Origin of the sequence: Streptococcus parasanguinis, assembly GCF_023109675.1 — a bacterium.
In the GTDB taxonomy this organism is placed as follows: domain Bacteria; phylum Bacillota; class Bacilli; order Lactobacillales; family Streptococcaceae; genus Streptococcus; species Streptococcus parasanguinis_I.
Genome location: NZ_JALDUR010000004.1, coordinates 26,607 through 53,420 on the forward strand (window position 1 = coordinate 26,607; position 26,814 = coordinate 53,420).

At 43.4% G+C, this 26,814-nt stretch carries 27 protein-coding genes; 3 read left to right on the forward strand and 24 right to left on the reverse strand.

Annotation, left to right across the window (positions count from 1 at the left end; genetic code table 11):
- Positions 1 to 16: 16 nt before the first annotated feature.
- From M1G14_RS04280 to M1G14_RS04345, 14 genes are all read right to left on the reverse strand, one after another.
- The gene (locus tag M1G14_RS04280) at positions 17 to 265 is read right to left on the reverse strand and encodes a hypothetical protein (RefSeq protein ID WP_024056003.1); all 249 of its coding nucleotides are present in this window, start codon (positions 263 to 265) and stop codon (positions 17 to 19) included.
- Positions 266 to 357: 92 nt separating this feature from the next.
- Complete coding sequence (locus M1G14_RS04285) at positions 358 to 2,112, reverse strand: ABC transporter ATP-binding protein (RefSeq protein ID WP_247926325.1); 1,755 nt, start codon at positions 2,110 to 2,112, stop codon at positions 358 to 360.
- Positions 2,099 to 3,853: an ABC transporter ATP-binding protein gene (locus M1G14_RS04290; protein ID WP_247926326.1), complete on the reverse strand. Its 1,755-nt coding sequence runs from the start codon at positions 3,851 to 3,853 to the stop codon at positions 2,099 to 2,101. The genes M1G14_RS04285 and M1G14_RS04290 overlap by 14 nt, the downstream gene beginning before the upstream one ends.
- A gap of 1 nt (position 3,854) precedes the next feature.
- Positions 3,855 to 4,520 carry an MmcQ/YjbR family DNA-binding protein gene (locus M1G14_RS04295; RefSeq protein ID WP_247926327.1) on the reverse strand — a complete coding sequence of 222 codons (666 nt, stop codon included), beginning with the start codon at positions 4,518 to 4,520 and terminating at the stop codon, positions 3,855 to 3,857.
- Positions 4,521 to 4,623: 103 nt separating this feature from the next.
- Positions 4,624 to 5,259, reverse strand: a complete 636-nt coding sequence (locus tag M1G14_RS04300; protein WP_070587329.1) for a copper homeostasis protein CutC — start codon at positions 5,257 to 5,259, stop codon at positions 4,624 to 4,626.
- 21 nt (positions 5,260 to 5,280) lie between these two features.
- Positions 5,281 to 5,883: a hypothetical protein gene (locus M1G14_RS04305; protein ID WP_247926328.1), complete on the reverse strand. Its 603-nt coding sequence runs from the start codon at positions 5,881 to 5,883 to the stop codon at positions 5,281 to 5,283.
- A 275-nt stretch (positions 5,884 to 6,158) separates the two neighbouring features.
- A complete protein-coding gene (locus tag M1G14_RS04310; protein ID WP_021153355.1) occupies positions 6,159 to 7,115 on the reverse strand; it encodes an ABC transporter permease in 957 nt (318 codons plus the stop codon).
- Entirely contained in the window at positions 7,115 to 8,176 is a 1,062-nt protein-coding gene (locus tag M1G14_RS04315) for an ABC transporter permease (protein ID WP_247926329.1), read from the reverse strand. Before M1G14_RS04315 ends, M1G14_RS04310 begins: the two co-directional genes overlap by 1 nt.
- The gene (locus tag M1G14_RS04320; RefSeq protein WP_247926330.1) at positions 8,169 to 9,704 is read right to left on the reverse strand and encodes an ABC transporter ATP-binding protein; all 1,536 of its coding nucleotides are present in this window, start codon (positions 9,702 to 9,704) and stop codon (positions 8,169 to 8,171) included. The genes M1G14_RS04315 and M1G14_RS04320 overlap by 8 nt, the downstream gene beginning before the upstream one ends.
- A gap of 134 nt (positions 9,705 to 9,838) precedes the next feature.
- Positions 9,839 to 10,900 (reverse strand): BMP family lipoprotein, encoded by a 1,062-nt coding sequence (locus M1G14_RS04325; protein WP_031573707.1) that lies wholly within the window; start codon positions 10,898 to 10,900, stop codon positions 9,839 to 9,841.
- Between the two features lie 75 nt (positions 10,901 to 10,975).
- A complete protein-coding gene (locus M1G14_RS04330; protein WP_031573704.1) occupies positions 10,976 to 11,365 on the reverse strand; it encodes a cytidine deaminase in 390 nt (129 codons plus the stop codon).
- On the reverse strand, positions 11,352 to 12,014 hold the full coding sequence (deoC, locus tag M1G14_RS04335; RefSeq protein WP_003001619.1) for a deoxyribose-phosphate aldolase: 663 nt from the start codon (positions 12,012 to 12,014) through the stop codon (positions 11,352 to 11,354). Before deoC ends, M1G14_RS04330 begins: the two co-directional genes overlap by 14 nt.
- Positions 12,015 to 12,031: 17 nt before the next feature.
- Positions 12,032 to 13,309 (reverse strand): pyrimidine-nucleoside phosphorylase, encoded by a 1,278-nt coding sequence (locus M1G14_RS04340; protein WP_195227253.1) that lies wholly within the window; start codon positions 13,307 to 13,309, stop codon positions 12,032 to 12,034.
- Positions 13,306 to 13,899, reverse strand: a complete 594-nt coding sequence (locus M1G14_RS04345; RefSeq protein WP_247926331.1) for a class I SAM-dependent methyltransferase — start codon at positions 13,897 to 13,899, stop codon at positions 13,306 to 13,308. Before M1G14_RS04345 ends, M1G14_RS04340 begins: the two co-directional genes overlap by 4 nt.
- 90 nt (positions 13,900 to 13,989) lie before the next feature.
- Here M1G14_RS04345 and coaA point away from each other — a divergent pair, with 90 nt between their 5' ends.
- The 3 genes from coaA (at position 13,990) to M1G14_RS04360 (ending at position 15,831) form a co-directional block, all read left to right on the forward strand.
- Positions 13,990 to 14,910, forward strand: a complete 921-nt coding sequence (coaA, locus tag M1G14_RS04350; RefSeq protein ID WP_247926332.1) for a type I pantothenate kinase — start codon at positions 13,990 to 13,992, stop codon at positions 14,908 to 14,910.
- Positions 14,911 to 15,006: 96 nt separating this feature from the next.
- Positions 15,007 to 15,255, forward strand: a complete 249-nt coding sequence (rpsT, locus tag M1G14_RS04355; protein ID WP_003007640.1) for a 30S ribosomal protein S20 — start codon at positions 15,007 to 15,009, stop codon at positions 15,253 to 15,255.
- Between the two features lie 66 nt (positions 15,256 to 15,321).
- Positions 15,322 to 15,831: a DNA topology modulation protein gene (locus M1G14_RS04360; protein WP_247926333.1), complete on the forward strand. Its 510-nt coding sequence runs from the start codon at positions 15,322 to 15,324 to the stop codon at positions 15,829 to 15,831.
- A 306-nt stretch (positions 15,832 to 16,137) separates the two neighbouring features.
- Here the strand turns inward: M1G14_RS04360 and ldcB are convergent, their stop codons facing one another.
- The 10 genes from ldcB to uvrC all read right to left on the reverse strand — a co-directional run bounded on the left by ldcB (position 16,138) and on the right by uvrC (position 26,618).
- Positions 16,138 to 16,917, reverse strand: a complete 780-nt coding sequence (gene ldcB, locus M1G14_RS04365) for an LD-carboxypeptidase LdcB/DacB (protein ID WP_247926334.1) — start codon at positions 16,915 to 16,917, stop codon at positions 16,138 to 16,140.
- 10 nt (positions 16,918 to 16,927) lie between these two features.
- The gene (locus M1G14_RS04370; protein ID WP_247926335.1) at positions 16,928 to 18,715 is read right to left on the reverse strand and encodes a TcaA second domain-containing protein; all 1,788 of its coding nucleotides are present in this window, start codon (positions 18,713 to 18,715) and stop codon (positions 16,928 to 16,930) included.
- A gap of 66 nt (positions 18,716 to 18,781) precedes the next feature.
- On the reverse strand, positions 18,782 to 19,897 hold the full coding sequence (locus M1G14_RS04375) for a DUF6574 domain-containing protein (RefSeq protein WP_247926336.1): 1,116 nt from the start codon (positions 19,895 to 19,897) through the stop codon (positions 18,782 to 18,784).
- A gap of 391 nt (positions 19,898 to 20,288) precedes the next feature.
- Positions 20,289 to 20,573 carry a rhodanese-like domain-containing protein gene (locus M1G14_RS04380; protein ID WP_070594894.1) on the reverse strand — a complete coding sequence of 95 codons (285 nt, stop codon included), beginning with the start codon at positions 20,571 to 20,573 and terminating at the stop codon, positions 20,289 to 20,291.
- 20 nt (positions 20,574 to 20,593) lie between these two features.
- Entirely contained in the window at positions 20,594 to 21,085 is a 492-nt protein-coding gene (locus tag M1G14_RS04385; RefSeq protein WP_247926337.1) for a prolyl-tRNA synthetase associated domain-containing protein, read from the reverse strand.
- 12 nt (positions 21,086 to 21,097) lie between these two features.
- Positions 21,098 to 21,682: a uracil-DNA glycosylase family protein gene (locus tag M1G14_RS04390; protein ID WP_247926338.1), complete on the reverse strand. Its 585-nt coding sequence runs from the start codon at positions 21,680 to 21,682 to the stop codon at positions 21,098 to 21,100.
- A gap of 52 nt (positions 21,683 to 21,734) precedes the next feature.
- The gene (pepV, locus tag M1G14_RS04395) at positions 21,735 to 23,141 is read right to left on the reverse strand and encodes a dipeptidase PepV (protein WP_247926339.1); all 1,407 of its coding nucleotides are present in this window, start codon (positions 23,139 to 23,141) and stop codon (positions 21,735 to 21,737) included.
- A 34-nt stretch (positions 23,142 to 23,175) separates the two neighbouring features.
- On the reverse strand, positions 23,176 to 23,781 hold the full coding sequence (locus tag M1G14_RS04400) for a nitroreductase family protein (protein WP_247926340.1): 606 nt from the start codon (positions 23,779 to 23,781) through the stop codon (positions 23,176 to 23,178).
- A 148-nt stretch (positions 23,782 to 23,929) separates the two neighbouring features.
- On the reverse strand, positions 23,930 to 24,772 hold the full coding sequence (locus tag M1G14_RS04405; protein ID WP_247926341.1) for a metallophosphoesterase family protein: 843 nt from the start codon (positions 24,770 to 24,772) through the stop codon (positions 23,930 to 23,932).
- A 10-nt stretch (positions 24,773 to 24,782) separates the two neighbouring features.
- Positions 24,783 to 26,618 carry an excinuclease ABC subunit UvrC gene (gene uvrC / locus M1G14_RS04410; protein WP_247926342.1) on the reverse strand — a complete coding sequence of 612 codons (1,836 nt, stop codon included), beginning with the start codon at positions 26,616 to 26,618 and terminating at the stop codon, positions 24,783 to 24,785.
- Positions 26,619 to 26,814 lie beyond the last annotated feature (196 nt).

A 26,814-nucleotide genomic window follows, 5' to 3' on the forward strand; every position in this document is an offset into this window, starting at 1 on the left:
TATACGAGGGTCTTTCTTATTTCTTCAATTGCTCATAAACAAGTTTGGCATTTTGAAGGCCGATCCGATAATCGAGGCGAATCAGGCGAATCGCTTCCATCTCTGGTTCTTTGAGGTACTTCTCTCTTTGTTCCTTTGAAATACTACCTGGTTTTAGAAGATAGTAGGTAAATTGATTTCTGACTTTATTGAGCTCAACTTGAAGGGTGAAATAGAGTCCAAATAAGACAATGACAACTCCCATCATGATCAGATCGTTTGACATGGTTTATGCTCCCTTTTTCTGTTCTTTTCTTTATTTTACAGCTTTCAAGAAAGAAAAACAAGGTTAAATTTGCATTTAGACCTTGTTTATCCTTATTTCATCATACCAGCCTGGAGGTCATACATTTTCTTATACGTTCCTCCTAGAGCAATGAGTTGGTCGTGGTTGCCTGATTCGATGATTTTTCCTTTATCGAGAACATAGATGCAATCGGCATCTTGGATGGTAGAAAGGCGATGGGCAATGGCAATGGTTGTCCGCCCTTGGCGCATCTTCTTCAGAGAATTTTGGATCATCTCTTCCGTCTCTTGGTCGATATTGGCAGTGGCCTCATCCAAAATGAGGATCTTAGGCTGGGCAGCAATCGTTCGGGCAAAAGCCAGAAGCTGACGCTGACCGGTCGATAAGGTAGAACCCCGCTCTGTTACCGGATGATCATAGCCACCAGGTAGACTCTCAATAAAGTCTGCTACATCCACAAATGCAGCTGCTTGTCGGATTTCCTCATCTGTCAGTTCTTCATGATACATTCGGATATTAGAAGCAATGGTTCCATGATAGAGGAAGGGTTCCTGCAACACTAGACCAATGGACTTGCGCAAGGCTTCCTGGCTGTAGTCCTTGATATCCTGTCCATCAATCAAGATCTGGCCACGATCAAATTCATAAAAGCGCATGAAGAGATTGATAATAGAGGATTTACCAGAACCAGTATGGCCAACAAAAGCGATGGTTTGTCCGTTTTTGACCTCAAAGGAGATCTCTTTTAGGACATCCCGTTTGCCATCATAAGAAAAAGATACATGCTCAAAACGAATATCCCCCCGCTCAATTTCTTTCAGGCTACCAGCTTGCTTGGGATCATAGTCGTCTCGATCCATCATTTCAAAGACACGACCTGCAGAAATGGTTGAGGTCTGCAAGGTAGCAAAGTTCTGCGTAACATCAATCAAGGGTTGGAAAAGCTGGCTAACATACTGGATAAAGGCATAGATAAGACCGGCTGTAAAGCCAGAGTTACGCCAATTTAAGCCGAAAAAGGTTAGAATAACCGCATAAGCCAGGACCTGTAACAGGGTCATAGCTGGCCTCAAAAAGAGGGAATTGACATCTACAGATCGGTTGGCATAGTCCAAATGTTCCCCATTAATCTGTTCGAATTCATCCGTCAAGCGCTTTTCTTGACGAAAGGCCTGCACGATCCGCATTCCTTCAATGGATTCCGATAATTTCACATTGATATCTGATAATTTTTGTCGGGTCATCTTGACCAAGCGATTGGATAACTTGCGATAGAGACGGATGGAAAACCAAATGATGGGAAGAAAAGGCAGGATCCAAATGGTCAAATGCCAGTCCAAGCTAAACATGGTTACCAGGGTGACTAGAAAGAGTAAAAAGGATGAAACTAGGCTTGAAAAGACCGTAGAAAACATATCTGCGACTGCCTGGGTATCATTGGTCACACGCGAAACAATCGAACCTGCTGCTGTCTGGTCATAAAAGGACATGCCCAGCCTTTGAAGATTTTGGAAAATATCTAAACGGATATCTCTTACGATAGAATTGGATACACGCGCAAAGGTTAACTGACTCAGATAAGTTGCCAGCACGCGCCCAATGAATAACCCATAGTAGAGAATGAGAAACTGAAAAGCTGTCAGAACTGGAGAGCCTGCTTCTGTTGGATCCACTAGGTGGTCAATATACCAGCGAGCTGCAAGAGGGATCGCCGTCAATAACAGACTAGTCAGGAAGGTAAAGGCTAAGGCTAGGCCTGTTAACCATTTATAACGCCACATGTAAGTCAAGAGCCGCTTCATAACATGAGCTTCAGATGTTTTCATTCAGCTTTCCCTCCATTTCTTCTGATAATTGTTGGGCTCGGTAGGTTTCATAGTACCAACCTTTTTGAGCCATTAATTCCTCGTGATTTCCTCTCTCCTTTATCTGTCCATTCTCCATTACCAGAATCAAATCCGCATGAACGATCGCTGATAGGCGATGGGCTGTGATGATCGTTGTTTTCCCCTTGCGTTCCTGCTTCATATTTTCAATGATTTGGTGCTCCGTTTTAGCATCTACTGCAGACAGGGAATCATCCAAGATTAAGATCTCAGGATTCATGACCAAAGCACGGCTCATGGCAATCCGTTGCTTTTGCCCGCCAGAAAGAGTAACCCCTCTCTCTCCCAGCACTGTCTCCATCTGGTCTGGCATGGCCAGAATATCCTCATAGACTCCACAAGTTCTCAGAGCCTTTATCACCTCTTCTTCTTTGACCTGTGGATCTGAAAAAGCGACATTCTCGCGAATGGTCATGGCAAAGAGGATCTGATCTTGAGGGACATAGCCGATCAAGCTTCGAAGATCTTCTAAACGATAGTCTTTGATAGAGATTCCATTGAGCAAGATATCTCCCTGCTCCAAGTCATGCTCTCTAAGCAAGAGACGCAACAAGGTAGTCTTTCCAGATCCAGTTGGCCCCACAATCCCAAGGGTTTGCCCTTTTTCTAAATGAAAGGCAACCTTTTCAAGGACAGGCTCTTTCTCATAGGCGAATTCTTTAATGTTATATTCCAGATCGCCATTTTGAATGACTGTGACTGGTTGACTCGGATCTTGGATATCAGGTATTTCTGCTAAAAGTGTCTCAATCCGATCATAGGAGACGCTAGCACGCTGACTAATATTAAACAAGAAGCCCATAGCTTGAAGGGGCCAGACGAGCATATTGAGATAGGTAATAAAGGTTACGATTTGTCCAACCGTCAGGCTCCCTTCCTGAACAAATACCCCCCCGAAGTAGAGTGTCAAGACATAGGAGAGACCGACAAAAAGAAGAGTGGTCGGATCAAACAAAGCATTGTAAGCGGCTGAAGTCATATTCTTTGAAAAGACCATTTGATTAGTCTTTTCAAAAGCCCGAATCTCATCTGCCTGAAAGCCAAAGGATTTGGTCACCTTGACTCCTGATACTGATTCCTGAACAAAGTTGTTCAGCTCTGAGAATCCTTCTTGGGCCTCTTTGAAGGCTTTGTGGTTTTTGCGCCCAATGGCTGAAGTCACTACCACCATAACCGGTAGGGGCAAAATAGCTATGAGGGTTAAGCGCCAATCAATCATGAAAAACATGCTGACTAGGGTCACCAAGGCTGTCACAGAAGCATCTACAGCAGACATAACACCGCCACCAGCAAACATAGTCACCGCATTGATATCATTGGTGGCATGGGCCATGAGATCCCCTGTGCGATAACGCTGATAAAAAGACGGAGACATGAGCGTAAATTGCTTAAACAAACGGTAACGCAAGATCCGAGCCAACTTATTGGCCGTCCCAAAAATATAGCGTCTCCATACAAAACGAAGGCCATACATGGCTAGAGCCGCGAGGACCAAAAAGGCAATATCCACAACTAACTGCCCTAGTGTCAGCCTTCTTTTATCGATCAAATCGATCACAAGTCCCATGATTCTTGGAGGAATGAGGTTTAAAAAGCTAACCAAGATCAAGGATCCTATCCCGATCAAGTATCGCTTCTTCTCTAAATTAAAAAACCAAGATAATTTCCTCAACAGATTCATCTTATTTCCCCTTTTTGGTGTGGTGCCAGCTACTATCCACCAGAGCAAACAAGTCCTCATCAGCAATTGTTCCATCTAAGGGGATACTCACCCAATATTTTTTATTCATATGAAAGGCTGGATAAATCCCTTTCTGCTGGATGAAATAGGCTACTTGATCAGACTTGACATTCAAAACTTCTATTTTCCCAGACTTGCTAGCATCCAATTTTTTCCAATCAATGGTCATAAAGACACCATACCACTTGAGGGTGTCTCGGTGGCGAATGGCACCGGATTCCGGAGATCTCTCCCACAAATACTCAATCGTTCCCTGATAGTGCAGGGAGATATAGGCCATGAGACGCTTAGCTTGAGGATAGAGAAATTCTTCTACCTCAAAACAAGCTTGCCGAATCCTTGCAAGACTTTCCTGACAGGCTTCCCTGACTTGGCCGACGAAATTTCCTTGTAGCTGTTCCAGATGGATCTGGATATACTCGTCCCCTGTATCCTGATCATAGACCTGAAAAGAAATCTTCTGGTCGCAGACACGGACCTTTAAGAGAAAAGTGTCAGATAAGACGGGACACTGGTACTCATAGCCTGCCCCTCTCTTCTCAAATCCGTAAGCCAATCCCTTTTCTGGCTGAAAGGTGTACCGGTCAAAATAATGCTCTAAAAACATTTTCTCTCCCTTATTCATTTTTGCACTAGAAGAGGCTGGAAACAACGTCCCCAACCTTGATAACGGATCTTCAAAACTACTTCAAGCAGTGATCGTTTCTTCTTTAAAACACGATGCGCGTGCCATGCAGTTGACAAACGCCCAATTGCTCCAAAAAGAGCTGACGATTGTCAAGGGTCACACCTCCACCTGGCAGGATCTGAATTTTTCCCTTAGCCGCATCTAATAAACGATGATAGTGTGCAAAACGTTGCTCTAGTGGGTCACCTGGACTTCCAGCTCGTGATAAAATGCGGGCTACACCCTGATCAGAAAGCCACTCAATCGCTTCTAGCTGATCTGTATGAGCTAACTCATCAAAGGCCATATGAAAGACAACCTCTGCCTCTCCACAGGCTGCTAGTAAAAGCTGCATGATTCTCTGGTCCAACTTTCGATCGCTCGTCAGCGCTCCCAGCACAAAACAAGTAACCCCTATTTCTTTCGCAGCACGAATATCCGTCAGCATAGCTTCGACTTCCAGATCAGTATAGACAAAATCGCCACCTCGGGGTCGGATAATGACACATAGATCCACGGACTTCTCTCTTGTCAGTTTGATTGCTTCATTGATCACACCTATACTAGGTGTGGTCCCTCCTACTGCCAGGTTATCGCACAGTTCAATGCGACCTGCCCCAGCAGCAATCGCCTTATCAATATAAGTTAAATTCTCTGCACAAAATTCAAAGACAAGCATGACAACTCCAATTACAAAGACTTAAAACAAGAATATACTAACGGTTACCTTAGCATTGCCATTTTCCACTCTCGCTTTTGAGATGCTATAGCCTGCTTGAGGGATATCAAGGGTGATTTGATCACCATTCACTGTGAAGCCGCCTCCATTTTGATTGGATTGATCCTTCAAATAGTTGAGAACCAAGAATTTTGGAATGGGCATTTTCCCTAATTTAGCACCGGTCACGGTCAAATTCATGACATTGTTTTCAACTTGACCGGTCATAGTTAAATCTAAATAGCTATCAACTGGTCCTAAGGAAACAGGAACTTTGACGTGAAGGTCATTGCCATCCATTCCTAGTGCCATCTTTTGATAGTCAGAATTGTCAAGGGCAGAACCAGCACTTGTTTTTACGACCTGACTCAATTGCACAGAATTGAGATTCAGCTCAGTTGAGAGTCCTTCAGTGCTTACAGAGGCGTTTGAAACAGCATTTTGAGCCAGCTCAATCAAAGAACTCCCTGCCTGCACATTTCTCAGCTGCTCCCCTTCAGGAATAGATCCAGGGACCAACAAGATCACTAATAACATAAATAAAACGATCACCATGCCAATCAGGCGTCTCATCCACTTAAACATCTGCTCCTCCAATACGTGTAAAGTTGTATTCTTATTGTACCCTAAATCTAAAGAAATTGCGACTATGAGGGGCCTTTAGAAAGCAAAAGAGAGCGTGGGACAGAAATCGGTAATTCGTTAGAATTCGATTTCGTCGTCCCACCTCCGCACAGTTGAGTAGGGCTGTAAAAGCTGATAAAATCAGCGTAGTAGAGCCCACTCAACCACTGCGTCTTACTCGACAATCCAAAAACAATTGAGAGGCTAGGACTTTTGTCCCAACCTCTCTCTGTGCATTATTTCGATTTAATGTAGTTAACACCATCTGCTTTTGGCGCAACTGCTTGTCCGAAGAAGGCTGCCAAGACAACCATGGTCAAGACATAAGGCGCAATTTGCAAGTAGATGGATGGGATACCTTTAAGCAAAGGCAATTGATTTCCGATAACAGCCAAACTTTGTGAAGCTCCAAAGAAGAGACTAGCAAGCATGGCCCCGATTGGGTTCCATTTCCCGAAAATCATAGCCGCAAGGGCGATAAATCCAGGACCTACAATTGTAGTTACTGCAAAGTTAACAGAAACTGACTGAGCGTAAATAGCTCCTCCGATACCTGCTAAGGCACCTGAGATCATCACTCCTAAGTAGCGCATTCTATAAACATTGATTCCCAAAGTATCTGCTGCTTGTGGGTGTTCACCTACTGAACGAAGACGCAATCCAAATTTCGTCTTGAACATGATAAACCAAGCAAAGAATGAAAATAGAATCGCAACCCAGCCGATGATGCTGGCATTGTTGAAGAAAATATCCCCAATCACCGGAATTTTAGATAAGACCGGAATGGATGTTTTCCCAAAGGCAACTTTGATATTATCAGTTTGCCCCTTGTTGTACATCGCTTTAACAAGGAAGACCGCAAGTGGAGGTGCCATCAAGTTCAATACTGTACCTGAGACGATATGGTCAGCACGGAAATGAATGGTTGCCACCGCGTGGATCAAGGAGAAGAGTACTCCAATCCCTGCAGCAACGATCAAGGACAACCATGGTGTCAAACTTCCTAACTCAGGCTCAAAAGTCAAGTTAAAGATAATACCTGAGAAGGCTCCCATAACCATGATTCCTTCCAGACCAACGTTAACAACCCCAGCGTGTTCTGAGTATGCTCCTCCGATACTTGTGAAGATCAGCGGCGCTGCATACACAATCATAGAGGAAACAAGAATACTTAAAATCGTTACAATACTCATTAGTTTGCTCCTCCTTTTTTAGCTGAACGCATCGAGATCATCTTTTCAATAATGTAGTGGGCACATACGAAGAAGATAATAGATGCTATCACAATTTGAACGACTTCTTCAGGGATTGCAGCTGGCTTCATACCAACTCCCCCAATTTGAAGTGCACCAAACAAGAAGGCAGCAAATGGAATACCAATTGGTGAATTCATCGCAAGAAGGGCTACGGCCATTCCGTTAAATCCAACACTCATCGAGCTGGTTTGAACGTAGACATTTGAGTAAATACCCAGACCTTCTGCTACCCCACCAATACCAGCAAGAGCACCAGAAATGATCATAGAAAGGATAATGGTCCGTTTTGCAGACATCCCAGCGTATTCTGCCGCATTCGAATTGAGACCAACGGCACGGATTTCAAAACCAAGTGTTGTTTTCTTCATCAAGAACCAGATGACCACCACTGCGATGATGGCAAAGAAGATCCCGATGTTCATTTGTGATTTGTCTGTCAAATTACGCAACCACTCCGTTTGGTAGACAGCGTTGGCTCCCACATCAATGGTTGAGTCCTTGTTTTTCATCAAGGAAGCTGGGAAGCTATGAATCAAGGCATTCCCACCATAGAGAACAATGTAGTTCATCATAATGGTGATAATGACCTCACTGGTTCCGAGATAGGCACGAAGGAAACCAGGAATCGCTCCAATAAATCCACCTGCAATAGCCGCAATCAAAACGGTCATCGGAATCATCAGTAAGCGAGGCATATTTGGGAAGGAAAGGGCAAACCAAGTCGCCATGATCCATCCTGCAAAAGCCTGACCAGGAAGTCCAACGTTAAAGAAGCCGGCCCGGCTGGCTACTGAAAACCCAAGAGCAACTAAAATCAGTGGCCCCATAGCACGGGAAATATTTCCCCAACTCTTAATCGAACCAAAGGCTTTTTTAAACAGCAATTCATATCCCCAAAGGGCATCATAGCTGAAGGCCCACATAATAATGGCACCCAAGACCAATCCTAAAAGGACAGACACCAATGGAACGGCAATTTGTTTTAAATTCTTATTCATTTGATGCTCCCTCCTTTACTTGTCCACCTGCCATGAGGATTCCAAGTTCTTGCTTATTCGTTGTTTCAGGGGTTACGATCCCTTGGATCTTCCCATCATGAATAACCGCAATACGGTCAGAAACATTCAAAATTTCATCTAATTCAAAGCTGACAACCAGAACAGCTTTTCCATTATCCCGTTCTTGAATCAAACGTTTGTGAATATATTCGATCGCTCCAACGTCCAATCCACGAGTCGGCTGGCTAACGATCAAGAGATCCGGATCACGATCGATTTCGCGAGCGATAATGGCTTTTTGCTGGTTCCCTCCAGAGAGAGTCTTAGCAGGTACCACTTCACTGGCTGCACGAACGTCAAACTCTTCCATCAACTTCTTAGCATAAGAGGTAATATTTGGATAATTCAAAATACCATTCTTGCTAAGAGGTTCTTTATAATAGGTTTGAAGGGCAATATTTTCAGAGATCATCATATCAAGGACTAATCCATCCCGGTGACGGTCTTCAGGGACGTGCCCTACTTTCATTTCTGTGATTTGACGTGGACGAAGTCCCACAACGTCCTTGCCTTTAATCTTGATTGAACCGGATTTTACCTTCCGTAGTCCTGTAATCGCTTGGATCAACTCAGACTGACCATTTCCGTCAATCCCTGCAATCCCGACGACTTCACCAGCACGAAGTTCCAGTGACAAATTCTTAACAGCTGGGACTCCCCGGTTTTCGTTTACAACCAAGTTTTCGATCGACAAGACGACTTCTTTCGGTTGAGAAGGACCTTTCTCCGTTTTAAAGGAAACAGAACGACCGACCATCATTTCGGCCAAGTCTTGGTTGGTAGCTCCACCAATCTCGACTGTCTCAATTGATTTACCACGACGGATAACTGTGACGCGGTCAGAAACAGCACGGATTTCATCCAACTTGTGCGTAATCAAGATAATGGATTTTCCTTCATTTGCCAAGTTCTTCATGATTGTCATCAATTCTTCGATTTCAGCTGGTGTCAACACTGCAGTAGGTTCATCGAAGATTAGGATGTCGGCTCCACGATAAAGCGTCTTTAAGATTTCCACACGTTGCTGCGCACCGACGGAAATATCCTCAACTTTAGCATTTGGATCCACTGCTAAGCCATATTTTTTAGACAAATCAAGGATATCTTGACTGGCTTTCTTAAGATCCAAAATACCATGTTTAGTGGTTTCAGACCCAAGGATGATATTTTCAGCAACAGTGAAGGCTTCAACCAACATAAAGTGTTGGTGCACCATTCCAATTCCTAAAGAAGCTGCTTTTGAAGGTGAGTCTAGGTTAACAGTTTTTCCATTTACCACGATGTCTCCGCTAGTTGGTTCCAACAAACCAGCCAGCATATTCATCAGGGTAGATTTTCCCGCACCATTTTCTCCAAGAAGTGCATGGATTTCACCTTTGCGCAACTGAAGATTAATCTTGTCATTTGCTACAAAGTCACCAAATTTTTTGGTAATCTCACGCATTTCGATGACATATTCATGTGTCATGGGGGTGTTTCCTTTCAAATCTATTTTTATTTCAATAAAATCTACTAGGGTTGCTAATAGATTTTACTGAGACAAAAATGTCTCAATTTATTAAAAGGAACGGCCCTTGAAGGTCGGGCCGATCCAATCAAATATTATTTTTCAGGAACTTTAAGAGACCCGTCAAGGATTTTAGCTTTAGCATCTTCGACTGCTTTTTTAGCATCTGCAGAAAGGTTGTCAGTTGTCAAATCAACTCCACCATCTTTCAAGCTATAAGTAATCACTTTACCGCCAGGGAATTTACCGTCAGCAGTTTTCTTAGCCAAGTCTTTTACAGATTCTCCGACTTTCTTCAAGCTTGAAGCCAATACAAAGTTAGATTTTTTACCATCTTTAGAAGTGTATTCACCTTCAGCTTTTTGGTCACGGTCAACACCAAGAACCCAAACTTTTTCGTCTTCATTTTTCTTCTCGTTCAAGTCTTTAGCTTCAGAGAAGACACCTGCACCAGTACCACCAGCTACTTGGTAGATAACGTCTGCACCTGCAGCGTATTGTGCAGCAGCAATTGTTTTACCTTTAGCAGAGTCACCGAATGAACCAGCGTAGTCTACTTGAACTTTGATAGATGGGTCAACAGATTTAACACCAGCTTCAAATCCAGCGCGGAAACGAGTGATAACTTCACTTTCCATACCACCTACAAACCCAACTTGTTTAGTTTTTGTAGTTTTCGCAGCAGCGATACCAGCAAGGTAACCAGCTTCGTTATCGGCATAAACAGCAGATGCTACGTTCTTTTGTCCTTCAATACGGTCATCGATGATGACATAGTTCACATCTTGGTTGTCTTTTGCAGCTTTTTTAACAGAGTCGCTCAAGGCAAAACCAACACCAAAGATCAATTTGTAGTCGTTAGAAACAGCTTCATCAAGGTTTGTCGCATATTGAGATTCATCTGTTGATTGGAAGTAGTCAAATCCGTTCCCTTTAGAAAGACCGTTTTCTTTACCCCAAGCTTGCAAACCTTCCCAAGCAGATTGGTTGAATGATTTGTCATCCACACCACCAGTATCGGTAATGATAGCAGCTTTCAAATCTGTTTTAGATTCTGAGTTTGCGCTATCTTTTTTAGACGCACGATTTCCACATGCTGCAAGTCCGATAGCAGCGACAGTTACTAGACCAAGGCCTAGCCATTGTTTCTTGTTCATTACTGAACCTCCTAAATTATTGTGCAACATTGTTGCGAAGTATTGAAAGGGTCAAAAGACCGCCTCACAGACCTATTAAGTCAGGTCTGTAAAGGAATATGGAAGTAATTCCTTGACCGTCATCACGACCGTCGATTTATCTTTAGATACTAAGGTTACAGGAAGGTCTGGCTCAAAAAATTCAGCCATGACCTGGCGACAAGCACCACATGGAGAGATGGGCTTTTCTGTTTGCCCGTAGATAATGAGCTCTTGAAACTCACGAGCTCCTTCAGAAACAGCTTTAAAAATGGCTGTCCGTTCTCCACAGTTGGTTAATCCAAAACTGGCATTTTCGATATTAACCCCTGTATAGATTTCTCCATCCTTCGTTAGCAGTACAGCTCCAATTGGGAAATGAGAGTAAGGCACATAGGCTTGTTTACTCACTTCAACTGCTAAGTCAATCAACTCAGTAGTCGCCATGAGCCACCTTTCCTTCCATGATGGCTACACCAGAAGAAGTCCCAATACGGGTCGCACCAGCTTCGATAAAAGCAAGAGCATCTTCATAAGAGCGAGCACCACCAGAAGCCTTAACACCCATGTCGGGTCCAACAGTTTGACGCATTAAGGCCACATCTTCTACCGTTGCTCCTCCAGTTGAGAAGCCAGTTGAAGTCTTCACAAAGTCTGCGCCAGCTAACTTAGCAATTTGACAAGCAACGATCTTTTCATCATCGGTTAAGAGACAAGTCTCAATGATGACTTTGACCAGCTTATCACCGCTCGCTTCGACTACCGCTTGGATATCTTCCTCAACTAGTGCTAAATTCTTAGACTTAAGAGCCCCGATATTAATGACCATGTCAATCTCATCGGCACCATTTTGAATCGCATTTTTTGTTTCACACGCTTTGACAAATGGTGTATTTGCTCCTAAAGGAAAACCAATGACGGTACAAACTTTAACGTCTGAATCGCGCAAGCCCTCAGCCGCAAAATTCACCCATGTCGGGTTCACACAGACACTCGCAAAATCGTAAGCCTTGGCTTCTTCGATCAGCTTTTCGATCTGTTCTTGTTGTGCATCTGGTTTTAAAAGAGTGTGATCGATATATTTATTTAACTTCATACAATCTCCTGAGCTGCTTAAGATATTATTTCAATAATTTCTTTAACGCTTTCAGCCCTTTCTAGTATTTTAACATTTTTTTTGAATTCTGTAACTCTTTCTTGTGAATTTTTTTCATTCATGAAAATACGGGCAATTCGTTCCCCTTTTTTGACGTGCTCTCCCACTTTTTTGTCAAACACAATTCCTGTTTCATAATCGAGGGGATCTGATTTGACAGCACGGCCAGCACCCAGGCGCATAGCAAACAAACCAAACTCCATGGCAGGTAAAGCAGCAATGACGCCATCTTGGTCCGCTGTTACTTCAAGGACCTGATCCACTTTGACGGGACGATGCAAATCTTCTAAGTCTCCACCTTGAGCCACAACCATTTCTTCAAACTTCGCTAAAGCCTGACCATTGGTTAAGTGTTCATGGATGGCTTCAATCGATTGTTCTACATTGGCCAATTTCAACATGATTTGCGCTAATTCACAAATAAACTCTGTGACATCAGCTCGGCCCTGCCCTTTCAGAATATCCAGGGCTTCTAAAATTTCTAAACGATTACCAATACTGGTTCCCAAAGGTTGGCTCATATCTGTAATGACAGCGATGGTTTTCCGACCCACTGCATTTCCAAGATCCACCATGGTACGGGCTAAGCGACGAGCATCCTCAATATTCTTCATAAAGGCACCCTCGCCCACTGTCACATCCAAAAGAATAGCATCCGCACCAGCAGCAATTTTCTTACTCATGACGGAGCTAGCAATCAAAGGAATGGTATCCACTGTCGCTGTCACATCACGTAGAGCATACAAGAGTTTGTCTGCTTTTACGAGTTGATCGGATTGACCAATGACCGATAAGCCAATCTCCTGCACCTGCTGGATAAATTCCTCTTGGGTTCGTTCAATCTGAAAGCCTTTAATGGATTCCAACTTATCAATAGTTCCACCTGTGTGGCCTAAGCCACGGCCGCTCATTTTGGCAACCGGCACTCCGAAACTCGCAACCAAAGGCACCAAGACCAAGGTTACCTTGTCTCCCACACCACCAGTCGAGTGTTTGTCCACCTTGATCCCTGGAATAGCTGACAGATCAAACTGTTGCCCCGTTTGGACCATCTTCATGGTCATATGAGAAATTTCTTCCGTCGTCATCCCTTTAAAATAAACGGCCATAGCAAAAGCAGACATTTGGTAATCTGGTACTGTTCCAGCCACATAGCCCTCAATCAGCCATTCAATTTCTTCCTTGTTTAAGGCAAGACCATCTCTTTTTTTCTGAATGATATCTACTGCTCTCATGATTCTTTCACACTTCTTAAAATATAATAGCCTTTGTCTTTTTTTACGATTTCACAATTGCCAAACGTCTCTTCCATCTTGGCCTTAGCGCTGGGAGCCCCTTGTTTTTTCTGAATGACAATAGTCAAATCTCCACCTGGTTTCAAATGTTCAAAACTACCCGTAATCACTTGGTGAACCACTTTCTTACCAGCTCGGATCGGCGGATTACTGATCACATGGTCAAAGACCCCTTCTACTGCTTCATAGACATCCGAAGAAAAGATCTGTGCTTCCACGCCATTTCGGCTGGCATTTTTCTTAGCCAAGTCCAGCGCCCGCTCATTGACATCGACCATAGTCACTGCAACTCCCTGGGCTTTAGCCAGAGAGAGACCGATTGGACCATAGCCACAGCCAACATCAAGGACACTTTCTCCTTCTTGAAAATCCAGGGTTGATAAGAGCACCTGGCTTCCATAGTCAATCATTTTTTTACTAAAGACGCCCGCGTCCGTATAGAAATACATCTTTTGCCCCAATAAAACAACAGCCAGATCATGAATATCATGGGCTGCATCTGGGTTTACATCGAAATACATTTTACTCATAAGGTTATTTTATCATAATTCACTCCTTTTTTAAATCGTTTACATGACCTCTAAAAATTGGTATACTAAAGACTACAATAGGAGTGACATATGGACAAAGAATTTCTACATTTTGAAAAAATTAATCGGGAAACGTGGCAAAATTTGCACCGCAAAACCACCCCACCTCTCTCTCAAACAGAGCTCAATTCTATTAAAAGTTTTAACGACCGCATCAACCTCCAGGATGTACGTGACGTCTACCTGCCTTTGACAAACCTGATTGGAATCTACAAGCGTTCCAAAGAAGATTTGGCCTTCTCAAAAGGTATTTTTCTTCAAAAAACGAGTGAACGCCAACCCTTTATCATTGGAGTTTCAGGGAGTGTTGCTGTTGGGAAATCGACCACTAGCCGTCTCCTTCAAATCCTGCTGTCACGAACCTTCGAAGGCTCGACAGTAGAATTGGTGACAACAGATGGCTTCCTCTATCCAAATGCTATCTTAAAAGAACAAGAGATCCTCAATCGAAAAGGATTTCCTGAAAGCTATGACATGGAATTGCTTCTTGATTTTCTCAATCAAATCAAAAACAACAAGAGTGTAGAAATTCCTGTCTATTCCCACGAAATTTACGATATTGTCCCAGATGAGAAGCAAACGATTTTACCAGCTGATTTTGTCATTGTAGAAGGAATCAATGTCTTTCAAAATCCGCAAAATGACAGTCTCTATATGACCGATTTCTTTGATTTTTCAATCTATGTGGATGCCGCAGTCGATGATATCGAATCTTGGTATATCGATCGCTTCCAAAAACTCCTGGCATTAGCTCAGAATGATCCCAAGAACTACTACTATCGATTTACAGAGCAACCCCTAGAAGAAGTTTTAAGCATGGCCCATCAGGTTTGGGAATCCATTAATTTAGTCAACTTGCAACATTACATTCAACCAACCCGTAACCGGGCTGATCTGATTCTCCATAAGGCAACCAACCATGAAATCGACGAAATTTATCTCAAACGCTAGAGAAAATGGCCTTTTACCGGTACTTTTTTAAGGAAAAGCTATTTTAGGCTTGTCAAATCATAACTTTTCATATATAATGAGATAGTTAGATTATCAATGGAGGTGAATAACTTGGCAAACATTAAATCAGCTATCAAACGCGCTGAATTGAACGTTAAACAAAACGAAAAAAACTCAGCTCAAAAATCAGCTATGCGTACTGCAATCAAAGCTTTTGAAGCAAACCCATCTGAAGAACTTTACCGCGCTGCTAGCTCAGCTATCGATAAAGCAGAAACTAAAGGTTTGATCCACAAGAACAAAGCTAGCCGTGATAAAGCACGTCTTGCAGCGAAACTTGGTTAATCAAGAACAGCATAAAAATCAAGCTCTCCGGAGCTTTTTTTGTTCCTAAATTTTTGAGAGGTGCTTATGAAAATTGTTATTATCGGCTATTCTGGAGCAGGCAAATCCACCTTGGCTGAAAACTTAGCTCGCTACTACTCCATCCCCAAGCTTCATATGGATACCCTTCAATTTCAACCGGGATGGATAGACAGTGACCGGGATTGGATGGGGGGACAGATGAAACAGTTTCTTAGCCAACATAAAGACTGGGTCATTGATGGAAATTATTCATGGTGTTGCTATGAGGAAAGAATGGAGCAAGCAGACCACATTATCTTTCTCAATTTCTCTCGTTGGAATTGCCTCTATAGAGCCTGGAAACGATTCCGTCGTTATAAAGATCGGGTCCGTGAGAGTATGGCAGCTGGCTGCCCCGAACGCTTTGACTGGGAATTCATCCGTTGGATTCTTTGGGACGGACGAACAAAAACTGCCAGAGAAAGGTATCAAAACATCCACTCCACCTACCCCGAAAAATTTATCTCTCTCAAGAACCAAAAAGAACTGGATGCATTTTTAAAAACAATCCAATAAAAAAGGTTGGGATATCTATCCCAAATGTAGACATACTATTTTAAAGTAAAATAAATTAAGCGATTCTAATAAGAAATAAAATTGAGTTCCATTTTTTAGATGAATCAAGAAAATAGCAAAACTTTCCGCTGTGAGTAAAGTGCCTGAAACAATAACGATTCAGGCACTCGGAATTATTGAGACCTTAGGCTCAATAATTAGTCATGGAACTTCGTAGAAGTTCGCTGACGTCCGTACTCACCTAAGGAAAGTTTTTTATATGACTTTGTCTTCAATCTGAGGTTGGGATATCAATCCCAACCTTTTTTATTTATCAACGTAATCGCCACCGGTGAAGCCATAGTATTCTTCCAGACTCAAACCTGAGTCCGCGATATCTTGCGCTTCTTTTCCGATATAGCGGAGATGCCAGCTTTCTGGCATGTAGCCTGTCACTTTTTCTTTTCCTTCTTGGTAACGAACCACAAAGCCATATTTAGCGGCATTCTTGAGCAACCACTTACTTGGTCCAGGTTCTGTCACCAGATTCCCACTGGTATCGATCAAATCAAAGGTCAAACCTGTCTGGTGTTCACTATAACCTGGTCTAGCAGAATAACGATCTGCTGCTTCCTGACCATCTTGATTGACATAGTTTTGGTAGAGGCCAACTTGGGTGTCGTAGCTACGAAAACCACTATATTGGTCACTGATCGGATAACCTTCTGCCTGCATGGCTGCGATCAATTCATGAAGGGCTGAAACAGCTTCAGGATCTTCACCTGGGTTAAAGTCAGGCGACAAGGGATAATGTTTGTTGGCGATCATGACCTCACCATATTTCCCTTTGACACTATAGTAGGAACCATTATAGCTCACACCAGAATCCACTTTCACATCTGACTTACCAGATTTTGACGATTCTTCTTTTCCTGTCTCTTTTGACGTATCCATTGCAGAAGACGTTTCTTTGGAAGACTTGGTTTGCGTTTGTTTAGTTTCTTCTTTTGCAGAAGATTTAGAACTAGTGGATTGAGATTGGGAGCAAGCTGTCAGGGTTAACAAGGCAACTGTCACTAAAGTTAATTTGGAAAATCTTGCTTTCATGAGGAATCTCCTATGATTCTTTTGTTACGACAATATCCGTAATCACATAACTTGCACCTACTTTTTTCAAGGTGTAGGTCTTGTACTTACGATTTTGTGAATCTGGATGACTATCTGTATAATGCACGGTAAAGTCTTCATAAGTCTTGATCGTCACCACACCATTTTCTTCAGTGACACTTTGAATGTCCAAAGCTCCTGGAGTATAGTAGTCAATTTTAGCCTTTCGAACCCCATCACCAGTTGTGAATTCAACCATGTCTTTGTAGGCTTGACTTTGTGTGTCATAGTATTTAGAGTAGGTGTTGTTTCGATTTGAAACGGAGCTAAAGACTGCGTCGCGGTACTCTTTCAAGAACTCTTCTGCCAAGGTCCGATTTTGTTCCTCTTTGGCTGCTTGCGCTTTCTTAGCATCTTGCGCACTCTTGATTCGTTTTAGGGTATCTTTGGCTAGTTTGAGTTCGATCGGGTCGTTCTCACCCTCTTCAATCGTCACCTTAGCCTTTTCAGTTGTATAGGTTTCCCCATTCATGTTGAAGACAGCATGTACTTCAATTTCTTGATAAGGGATGCTATCTACTTCAAAAGTCGTGCTGGTTCCGACTTCTTTGCCGTTGACCACAACCTTCACATCCGTTGGGTTTTCAACCTCATCTGGGAACTCAACTTCTAAATTGCGTTTTTCAGAATTCAACTGCAATTCTAAGTTGTTCTTGGTTGCTTTTTTAGGATTGAGATGGATCTTAGAAGTGACATTTCCGACCTCTGTTTTAGCAGTCAATTCCATTTCTTTTGTATTGTAATGGAAAGAACCAAGATCTGTCACTGCATCTTTCTTCAAGGTCACGGTTTTATTGGCAGCCACTTTGAGTTTGGCTTGGTCCAAATTGGTCTTGACCTTGACTTGCACTGGATAGCTGGCCACACGGTATTCTTGGAAGATTCCAAATTTCTTGTCCGCTTTTTCCAAACCGAAGATCTTGTTTCCAGATTTATCCGTATAGCTGCCTTCTCCACCATTATCAATGATCTTGTTCAACTCTGTGCCGATATCGACCCCTTGATCTTCCATGCTGGTGATAAAGCTTTCGGCTTCATCCTTTGTCCATTTATCGTTATCGGTTGAAAGCAGGTCTGCTGCTTCGCGATAATCCTTGGTGTCCACTGCCTTAATGAATTTATCTGCAGTTACTTCGACACGTGTTTGAGACTGGAAGTAAAAGAAGGCTGCCACCAAAGCGATCACAAGGACTGCAATAGCAGAAATAATCCCAATTTTCTTCTTGGAAAGTTTCTTTTCACCCTTCGTTTTCGGGGCCTTTTGTTTTTTCTGAGCTGGACCTGCTTCTGTGACATTTGGACCAGCAAAGACCTGCGTTTGCTCAGCAGCAAGTGGAGTTGTATACTCCTGAGTTGGCTGTTGAGGCACATATTCCTGTGTTACTTCTGTTGCATCTGGGGTTACAAATTCTGCTTCAGGCACAGGTCCTACAAAAAACTCAAAGTTTTGACTTTTAGCCGCGGTAAATTCTTCTGCACTTGGCTTGCGCCCATAGGTTTCTTCGAAATGTTGCAACCAAGCCTGACGAGCTGCTAGAAGTGGATCGACATTCTTCACTTCTTCAACTGGTTCAACCACTGGTTCCTCAATAGGAGCGACTTCCTCTGCTGGGGCATTTCCTGCGATAGACTGAATTTGTTTCAAATCAAATCCACAAGCTTTCCCAGCCATAAACTCTTCTGGTGACGGTTTGCGACCGATCACTTTTTCAAATAATTCAACCCATTTCTTTTGCATGGATCTCTTCTCCCTCATTATAAAATAGGGAAAGTGGGTTCCCCCACCTTCCGTTTTGTGATATTGTTAGAATCCAAAGTTAGAGAAATTTGGAGCACTTGGAATAAATCCAATAGCTACTTGTTCTAAAATACGAGCATTCACATAAATGACAAAGATGGCAATGAGAAGCAAGACAACAGATGATGCTACTAGAAGCAAGAATTTATCTGCTTTAAAGCTTGTCTTGTTCAATCCTTGATGAACGACATAGCATGTTCCAACAAAGAACAAGAAGAAAATAAGGAAGTTTACAAAGCCATAAAATTCATAAACTTTTACAAGACCTACTAAGAAAGCAAGAAGGGCAAGTGGCAAAGTGTAAACAGACAAACGTCCAAACTCTTCAAATGAACGACCGTAACTATATTCCTTGTCTTGAAGAACCACACGACGAACAAAGAATCCAGCTACTTGGAAGGCGTAAAGGCTAAAGAATAGGGAAATCAATGTCAACATAAAGGCACGGAAATCCATTCCATAACCACCTGTAGCTCCACTAGCTGTGAAGAAAGTTGATAGGGTCAAGACAAAGGCAGTTAAGACATACTGTAAAATTCCGTTAAGAGCTTTTGGATTTTCTACAGCTGTTGGACGTTTCAAAGCTGAAAGAAACCAATTCCAATAACCACCAACGGCAACACCAAATTGACTTGGTTGGGCAGGATAAGCTTGTCCTGTTTGTCCTTGGAAAGGAGCTTGTTGATAAGCTGCTTGAGTCGGTTGTTGGTAGGCTTGCTGTGGAGCTTGTTGGAAAGCAGGTCCATTCGCTGAAGCAGCTTGAGGAGCCGGTTCTTGAACTGGAGCTGCAACTGGTTCTTCTGCAGGGGCAGTTGGCGCTGCAACAAACTCTGGGGCTGCTGGCGCTGCTGGTGCTGCGACAAATTCTGGAGCTTGAGGAGCTGCTACTGGTTCTTCAACAGGGGCAGTTGGCGCTGCAACAAACTCTGGGGCTTGTGGAGCTGCTACTGGTTCTTCAACAGGGGCAGTTGGCGCTGCAACAAATTCTGTGGTTTGTGGGGTTTCTGGAACCACTACTTCTTCTTGAAATTCTCCTGCAGCCAGCGCTTGAGCGATTTCTTCTGCACTAGCAGAACGACCATTTACGGCTTCGAAATAATCCAGCCAATCTTGTTTTGACATAATGAATCTCCTTAACAATTGTTTATACTAGGGTATTATACAAAATTTCTGAACCATTTTCAATGAAAGACTGGAAAATCCCTGTAATATCTTTTGAAAAACATACAAATTCTACTCATTTTTAGAAATTAGTAAAGAAAAAGGCTGGGCAAAAACTGTCCAGCCTTTGATGTTTGATAGGAATAAGTGCAAGACGCAGTGGTTGATTGGCATCTTTGTTCGCCTTTTAATCTCCAAAGATGACCTAATGAGGGAAACAAAGTTTCCTTTATCCACAACCTTCAACAGTCTCCCAGACTGTTGAAGCTATGCGGAGGTGGGAAGATTGAAAAGGTTTGGGGAACCTTTTCAACTTTTTTTATTTTACGGAGTTCTTTCCCACTCCCGTTTCTTAGGATTCAAATGCATCCATGCCACCTTGGACGTTGGTCACATCATAGCCTTGCTCTTCCAAAAATTGGCAAGCACGTGCTGATCGACGACCTGACTTGCAGATGACATAATAGGGATGATCCTTCTCTAATTCCTGGTAGCAATTTGCTAACTCAGATAAGGGAAGAAGACGAACCCCATCTAAGTGAAGGGCATCATATTCCTCCTGCTCGCGTACATCAAGAACGTGTATGTTTCCTTTTTGATAAGCTTGGTAAAAGCTTGAAAATGGAATTTCTTTCATGATTTCTCCTGTAAGATATGTTATGGAAGGGTTAGGATTTCATAGTTAAAGCCAATAGACTCTAAAAATCGGAACAAGTCTTGGGTTTTAATAAAGATCGTCATTTCATTGGTATTGGGATGGAAGGTCATGATCTCCTCTGACACAATGTCTTTATCGAAATAGACTCGAATATCTTTTTCTTCATTGTTCAATAAACCAAATGGAGAAACCGTTCCTGGCGGTAATTGCATTTTTTCAGCTAAAGAATCTGCTGAAGCCATGCGGATCCGGTTGGCTTCCACTTGCTCTTTGAAATCATCCATATCCAATGGCTTCTGGTCATCCATGATGAGCAGATAGTATTGGGTTTTCTTCTTGTTGGTCAAAAACATGGTCTTGGTCCGGACGCCTTCTAAGCCTTCAATATAAGAATCCGCCTGCTCAGTCGTGAATGCAGGTGGGTGTTCCACCACATCAAATGAAATTCCTAACTCATCTAATTTTTCTTTAACTTGTTGATAAGGATCCATCGTCGCTCTCCTTTATTTTTGAATGATCTCTTGTACTAAGGTTTGCAATTCCGGCACCACCTCTGCCTCAAACCAAGGATTTTTAGCCATCCAGATTTGATTGCGAGGGGAAGGGTGAACAAGTGGAAAATAGGTTGGCAAATAGTCTTTAAAATGGTGAACGCGTTCGGTTACCTTGCCACTAACCTTTTCATGAAGGTAGTATGCTTGGGCATATTGTCCAATTAAGAGGGTTAACTCAATATCCGGACACTCCTTGAGAAGTTGAGGGTGCCACTTTTCCGCAAAGCCTTTGCGAGGTGGAAGGTCACCAGATTTTCCATGCCCTGGGAAATAAAAGTCCATAGGAATGACCGCAAACAAACCAGAATTATAAAAGGTGTCTTCGTCAACTCCTAACCATTCGCGCAGGCGGTCACCACTCTTATCCTTCCAGTAAATACCAGCTTCTTCCGTCTTCATCCCTGGAGCTTGTCCGATAATATTGATACGAGCTGTCTTTGGGGCTGCAAAGAGTGGCTTGATTCCTTTATCCGTATATGCTTTATTTTGAGGATCTGCCATAATGGCTTGTTTAATGCTTTCAATCCTTGACATAAGTCCTCCTTCTATGGAAAAACTCAGCCAGAAAAACTGGCCGAGTAGTGGATTATTTGATTAGTTCATAGATGGCTTCTGCGTAAATAGCTGCTGCACGATAGAGATCTTCAACATCTGCGAACTCATTAGCTTGGTGCATAGTATTGACATAGTCTGGGAACATAGCTCCAAAGGCAACACCACGTTTCAAGAGGCGACCAAAGGTACCACCACCGATCACTTGTTCGTGTCCTTTGAGACCAGTTTGTTTTTCATAAACACGCAAGAGAGTGGATACCAATTCATCATCCATCGGAACATAGTGAGGTGTGTGACCATGGGCTGACAAACTCACTGTAGCCACTCCATCGATCTTTTCAAGGATGGCTTTGATGGTTTCAGGATCTGTTCCTTGAGGGTAACGGATATTGAGGGCAATGGTATTGTCTGCTTGGCTTTCATCAAAATGGAAGACACCTGCATTCATACTCAATGGTCCCATTTTGGCATCTGTATGGGCAATACCTAATTTTTCGCCGGCAAAATCTTCGTGAAGAAGCGAAGTTGTCACATGAAGGTAAGCCTTAGCAGCGCCACCAAAATCAAATTGGTTCAACAAGAGCGCTAAGTAGGTTGCACCATTGATTCCATCTTCAGGAGTTGATCCGTGAGCTGATTTACCAATAATCGTAACGGTATATGTTTCTTCATCCACGGTTGAGATTTCATACTGAAGCTGGTGTTCCTTGGCAAAGGCATCTAAGAGGCCAGCAAGATCTGGTAGTTGTCCAGAAACTACTGCAGTCGCTGACTCTGGTACCATGTTTTCACGAAGTCCACCTGTAAAGCTATGGAGATGAGCACTTCCTGTGTTATCATTTCCAAAATGAAGGTACTCAGTGATGTTTCCTTTTTCTCCATTGATGATTGGGAATTCCGCATCTGGTGAGAAGCCAAAATCTGGCTCAGGAAGTCCGACATGTTTGAAATAATAATCCATGTCGCCCCAGCCTGATTCTTCATCCGTACCGACAACAAAGCGCACGCGCTTAGAAACAGGGAGTCCTAGGTCTTTAATGATCTTCAAACCATAGTAGCAGGCCATTGTAGGCCCTTTATCATCAGACGAACCACGCGCATAGAGCTTGCCATCGATAATTTCTGGTTTGTAGGGATCCGTCTTCCAGCCACTACCTGCAGGCACGACGTCCATATGAGCAAAGATCCCAAGCTCTTCTTCTCCTTCACCAAAGGTAAAGTGACCGGCATAATTATCGACATTCTTGGTTTCATAGCCATCACGTTTGGCAATTTCCAAGAATTTTTCAAGAGCTTTTTCAGGACCAGGTCCAAAAGGATGCTCTGCATCTGCCTTGCTGTCATCGCGTTCAGAATTGATTTCCAAGAGGCTGTATAAGTCAGCCATCATCTCATCGCGACGTTTTTCTACTTCTGCTTTAAAGTCAACTGTTGTCATGAATTCCTCCTCAATCTTCTATTTGCTAATTGGCTTAACGTTTGTCAATGATTTCGTCCACTGGTAAGCGATAGCTTGGCTCTACTTTTTCAGCGGCATAGCCAACCGTAATCAAGACTTCCGGACGGAAACGCTCTTCGATGTCCAATACTTCATTGATTTTTGATTTATCAAATCCCAAGATAATATTGGTTCCAATGCCTTGGTCCGTCAAAGCAAGTACCAAGTTCATGGCCACAAGACCAGCATTCAAAGCCAAGTAATCACTTGTTTGTTGGGCATCATAGCGTGCAAATTCAGCAGGAAGATTTTGCATAAAGTATTGCAACTGCTCGTCTGTGAAGTTTTTCACCCCACCGACACGTGCAATCTTACGAGCACGTTTTTGCAAATCAGTATCTGTAAAGAGGGCGATGGTCACAGGTGCTTCCATGACTTGATCATAGTTTGAACCATAGGCTAATTTTGCCAATTCCGCATTTTTTTGACGAACGACCACAAATTTCCAAGGCTGGCTATTGTGGGCACTAGGGGCCAAGGTTGCGATCTCAATGGCAGTCCGTACATCCTTTGGATCGACCGGTTGGTCAGTGAAATGCTTGATCGCATGGCTTTTTTTATTGAGCTCTAGAAATTTCATAAGCTTCTTCCTTTTCTATTTCTGTTACTTCTATTTTAACACAAAATGAAAGAGCTTGCAGGGTTTTACAGCCCAAGATTGTGAAAAAAGAAGCAGACATTTTGAAGATCCGCTTCTTTGTTATAGGTTGAATACATAAGAGACCCATCTATGATTCATTAGAAAGATTGAAATAGGCAGCTACTTCTTTGGCATAACCGTATTTCTCAATTAAGCTAGTTAGAAGCTCGATGTTATGGCCCCGATAGTTATCCTCGCGTCTCAATTCTTCGTACATCTCAATAAAGGGGAGGCCCTTGTCCTTGGCATCTTGGAGCTCTGCTTCATAGTCATAGGCCACCTTACGAAATTGCAGGTTGGTCACCCCATCTGCTTCGACATCGATTAGCGCATACTGAGCTCTGTGGTTTTGAATTGGTTCCCAGTCAAAATAAGGCATGCCAATAGTCCCCGGATTGAGGATCTGCTGACCCTGGCTGCCATAGCGAAGCAACTGCTTGTGGACATGACCGTAGATCGCCAGATCCGTCTGGTCATCCAGCAATTGGTCAAAGTTCTCCGTCGCATTAGCTGGACGCAAATCCCCACCATAATTCTTTTCTGGCAAATTGTGGGTCAGTGAAAAGCGAATGCCATTGACCTCCTTCTTCTCTACCAATGGAAGGGATCGAAGCCAATCAATTCGCTTAGGATCCAGTCCTTCCATAAGGTACTGAGTGAGGCGAAGGAGTTGGATCTCCTGCGGATCCTCAAGTCCGTACTCGCCATCCAAGGCTTCTAAGAGACAATCGTCCCAATTTCCCCGAACAGCCGCTGTGATCGGAATCGCATCCAGCAATTCAAAAAGGTCCTCTCTTCCAGGCCCCGGTAGCAAAATATCTCCCAAAAGCCAGTATTCCGTTGCGCCTAGAGCACGCGCATCCGCAATCACTGCCTCCAGGGCTGTCGTATCTCCGTGGATATCAGATAAAATATCGATTCGATGGTTCATTTTAAACTCCTTATGATTGGTATGATTCAGAATCCTCCGCAACTTCCATCAAGAGACTTGCTTCTTCTTGCTTTCCTTGATGGAGCTTAGCTTGCACCGCTTCAGCCACTGCTCGTGGGATGCCAACTGTGACGATCTCATCTACAGTAGCTTCTTTGATTTTGGTCAGTGACTTGAAGTGTTTCATCAGCAACTGCTTGCGTTTTGGTCCCAAGCCTTCGATCCCATCCAGCTGGGAGGAAAAGGAATTCTTAGACCGAAGCTGGCGGTGGAAGGTGATGGCGAAACGGTGGACCTCATCCTGGATCCGTTGCAGGAGGAAAAATTCCTGCGAGGTTCGAGAAAGTTCGATGACTTGGAGAGGATCACCGAAGAGCAATTCATGGGTTTGGTGCTTGTCATTCTTTTGCAGGCCTGCGATGGGAATGTCCAGCCCCAACTCTTCTTGGATGACTTGCTTAGCGACATTAACCTGGCCCTGACCCCCATCGATGACGATTAGATCTGGTGGCGTCAAGCCATCCCGCATGACCCGACTGTAGCGTCTGCGAATGACCTCCCGCATGCTGGCATAGTCATCTGGTCCGACAACGGTCTTGATCTTGTACTTGCGGTAGTCCTTTTTACTTGGCTTCCCATTGACAAAGACCACCATGGCAGAAACGGGACTGGTCCCCATGATGTTGGAGTTGTCAAAGGACTCAATACGCACAGGAGTTGGAATTTGCAGGAGTTTTCCAAGATTTTCAATGGCACCTTGGGTCTTTTCCATGGATTTTTCAAGAAGATTGAACTTCTGCTCCAGACTGACACGCGCATTCTTGATGGCCAGATTGACCAACTGCTTCTTCTCCCCACGCTGGGGCTTGAGGACCTTGGTATCCACTAGGGCCTTGACCGCTTCCTCATCGATATCTTGAGGGATCAGGATTTCATTGGGGATCAGGTGAGATTTCTCCTGGTAAAACTGCCCCACATAGGTCAAGAAATCCTCGTCCGGATCATTGTAGTAGGGAAAGAGGTTGACGTCACGCTCGATCAGCTTGCCCTGACGGACAAAGAAGACCTGCACACACATCCAGCCCTTGTCCACGTAGTAGCCAAAGACATCCCGGTTCTGCAAATCCTTAGCCATGACCCGCTGTTTGGTCCGCAGGGTCCCGATGGCCTGGATCAGATCGCGGTACTCGGCTGCCCGCTCAAATTCCATGTTTTGCGCAGCAGTATTCATCTTGAGCTTGAGCTCATCGATAATCTTATCATCCTGCCCCTTGAGGAAATCAGAAACCTCCTGGGCCATGCCCTTGAAATAGGACTCGTCCTTGTGGCATACTGTGTGGGCCATACATTGCCCTAAATGGTAGTAAAAGCAGACCTTGGAAGGCGGATTGGTACACTTGCGGAATGGGAAAATCCGATCCAAAAGCCTCTTGATCTCATTGGCCGCTCCCACATCTGGATAGGGACCAAAATAGAGACCACCATCCTTTTTGACCTGGCGCGTGATGATGAGGCGCGGATAACGCTCATTGGTAATCTTGATGAAGGGATAGGACTTGTCGTCCTTGAGCATGATATTGTACTTGGGCTTGTTCTCCTTGATCAGGTTGATCTCAAGAAGCAAGGCCTCAATATTGGACTCGGTGACGATAAATTCAAAATCCACAATCTCAGATACCAGCGCTTCCGTCTTAGTATCATGGCTCCCTCTGAAATAGGACCTCACCCGATTGCGAAGATTTTTGGCCTTACCCACATAGATGATGGTTCCGTTCTTGTCTTTGTGAATGTAACAGCCCGGGCTCGTCGGCAAGAGCTCGAGCTTGGATTTAATCAAGTTATTCATACTCTCTATTATAGCAAAAAAGAGAGGGGTTAGCCTCTCTCTAGTATGTTTGTATTATTGTTATCCACCTTCACCAAGTAAAAAATAATTATTAAATAGTATATCAGACCCTCATCCTCACTCCTTCATCTTCACTTGCCCTTTTTCATAGCAAAAAGAGGGATCTTAAAGGATCCCCCTTTACTAGCAATCGATA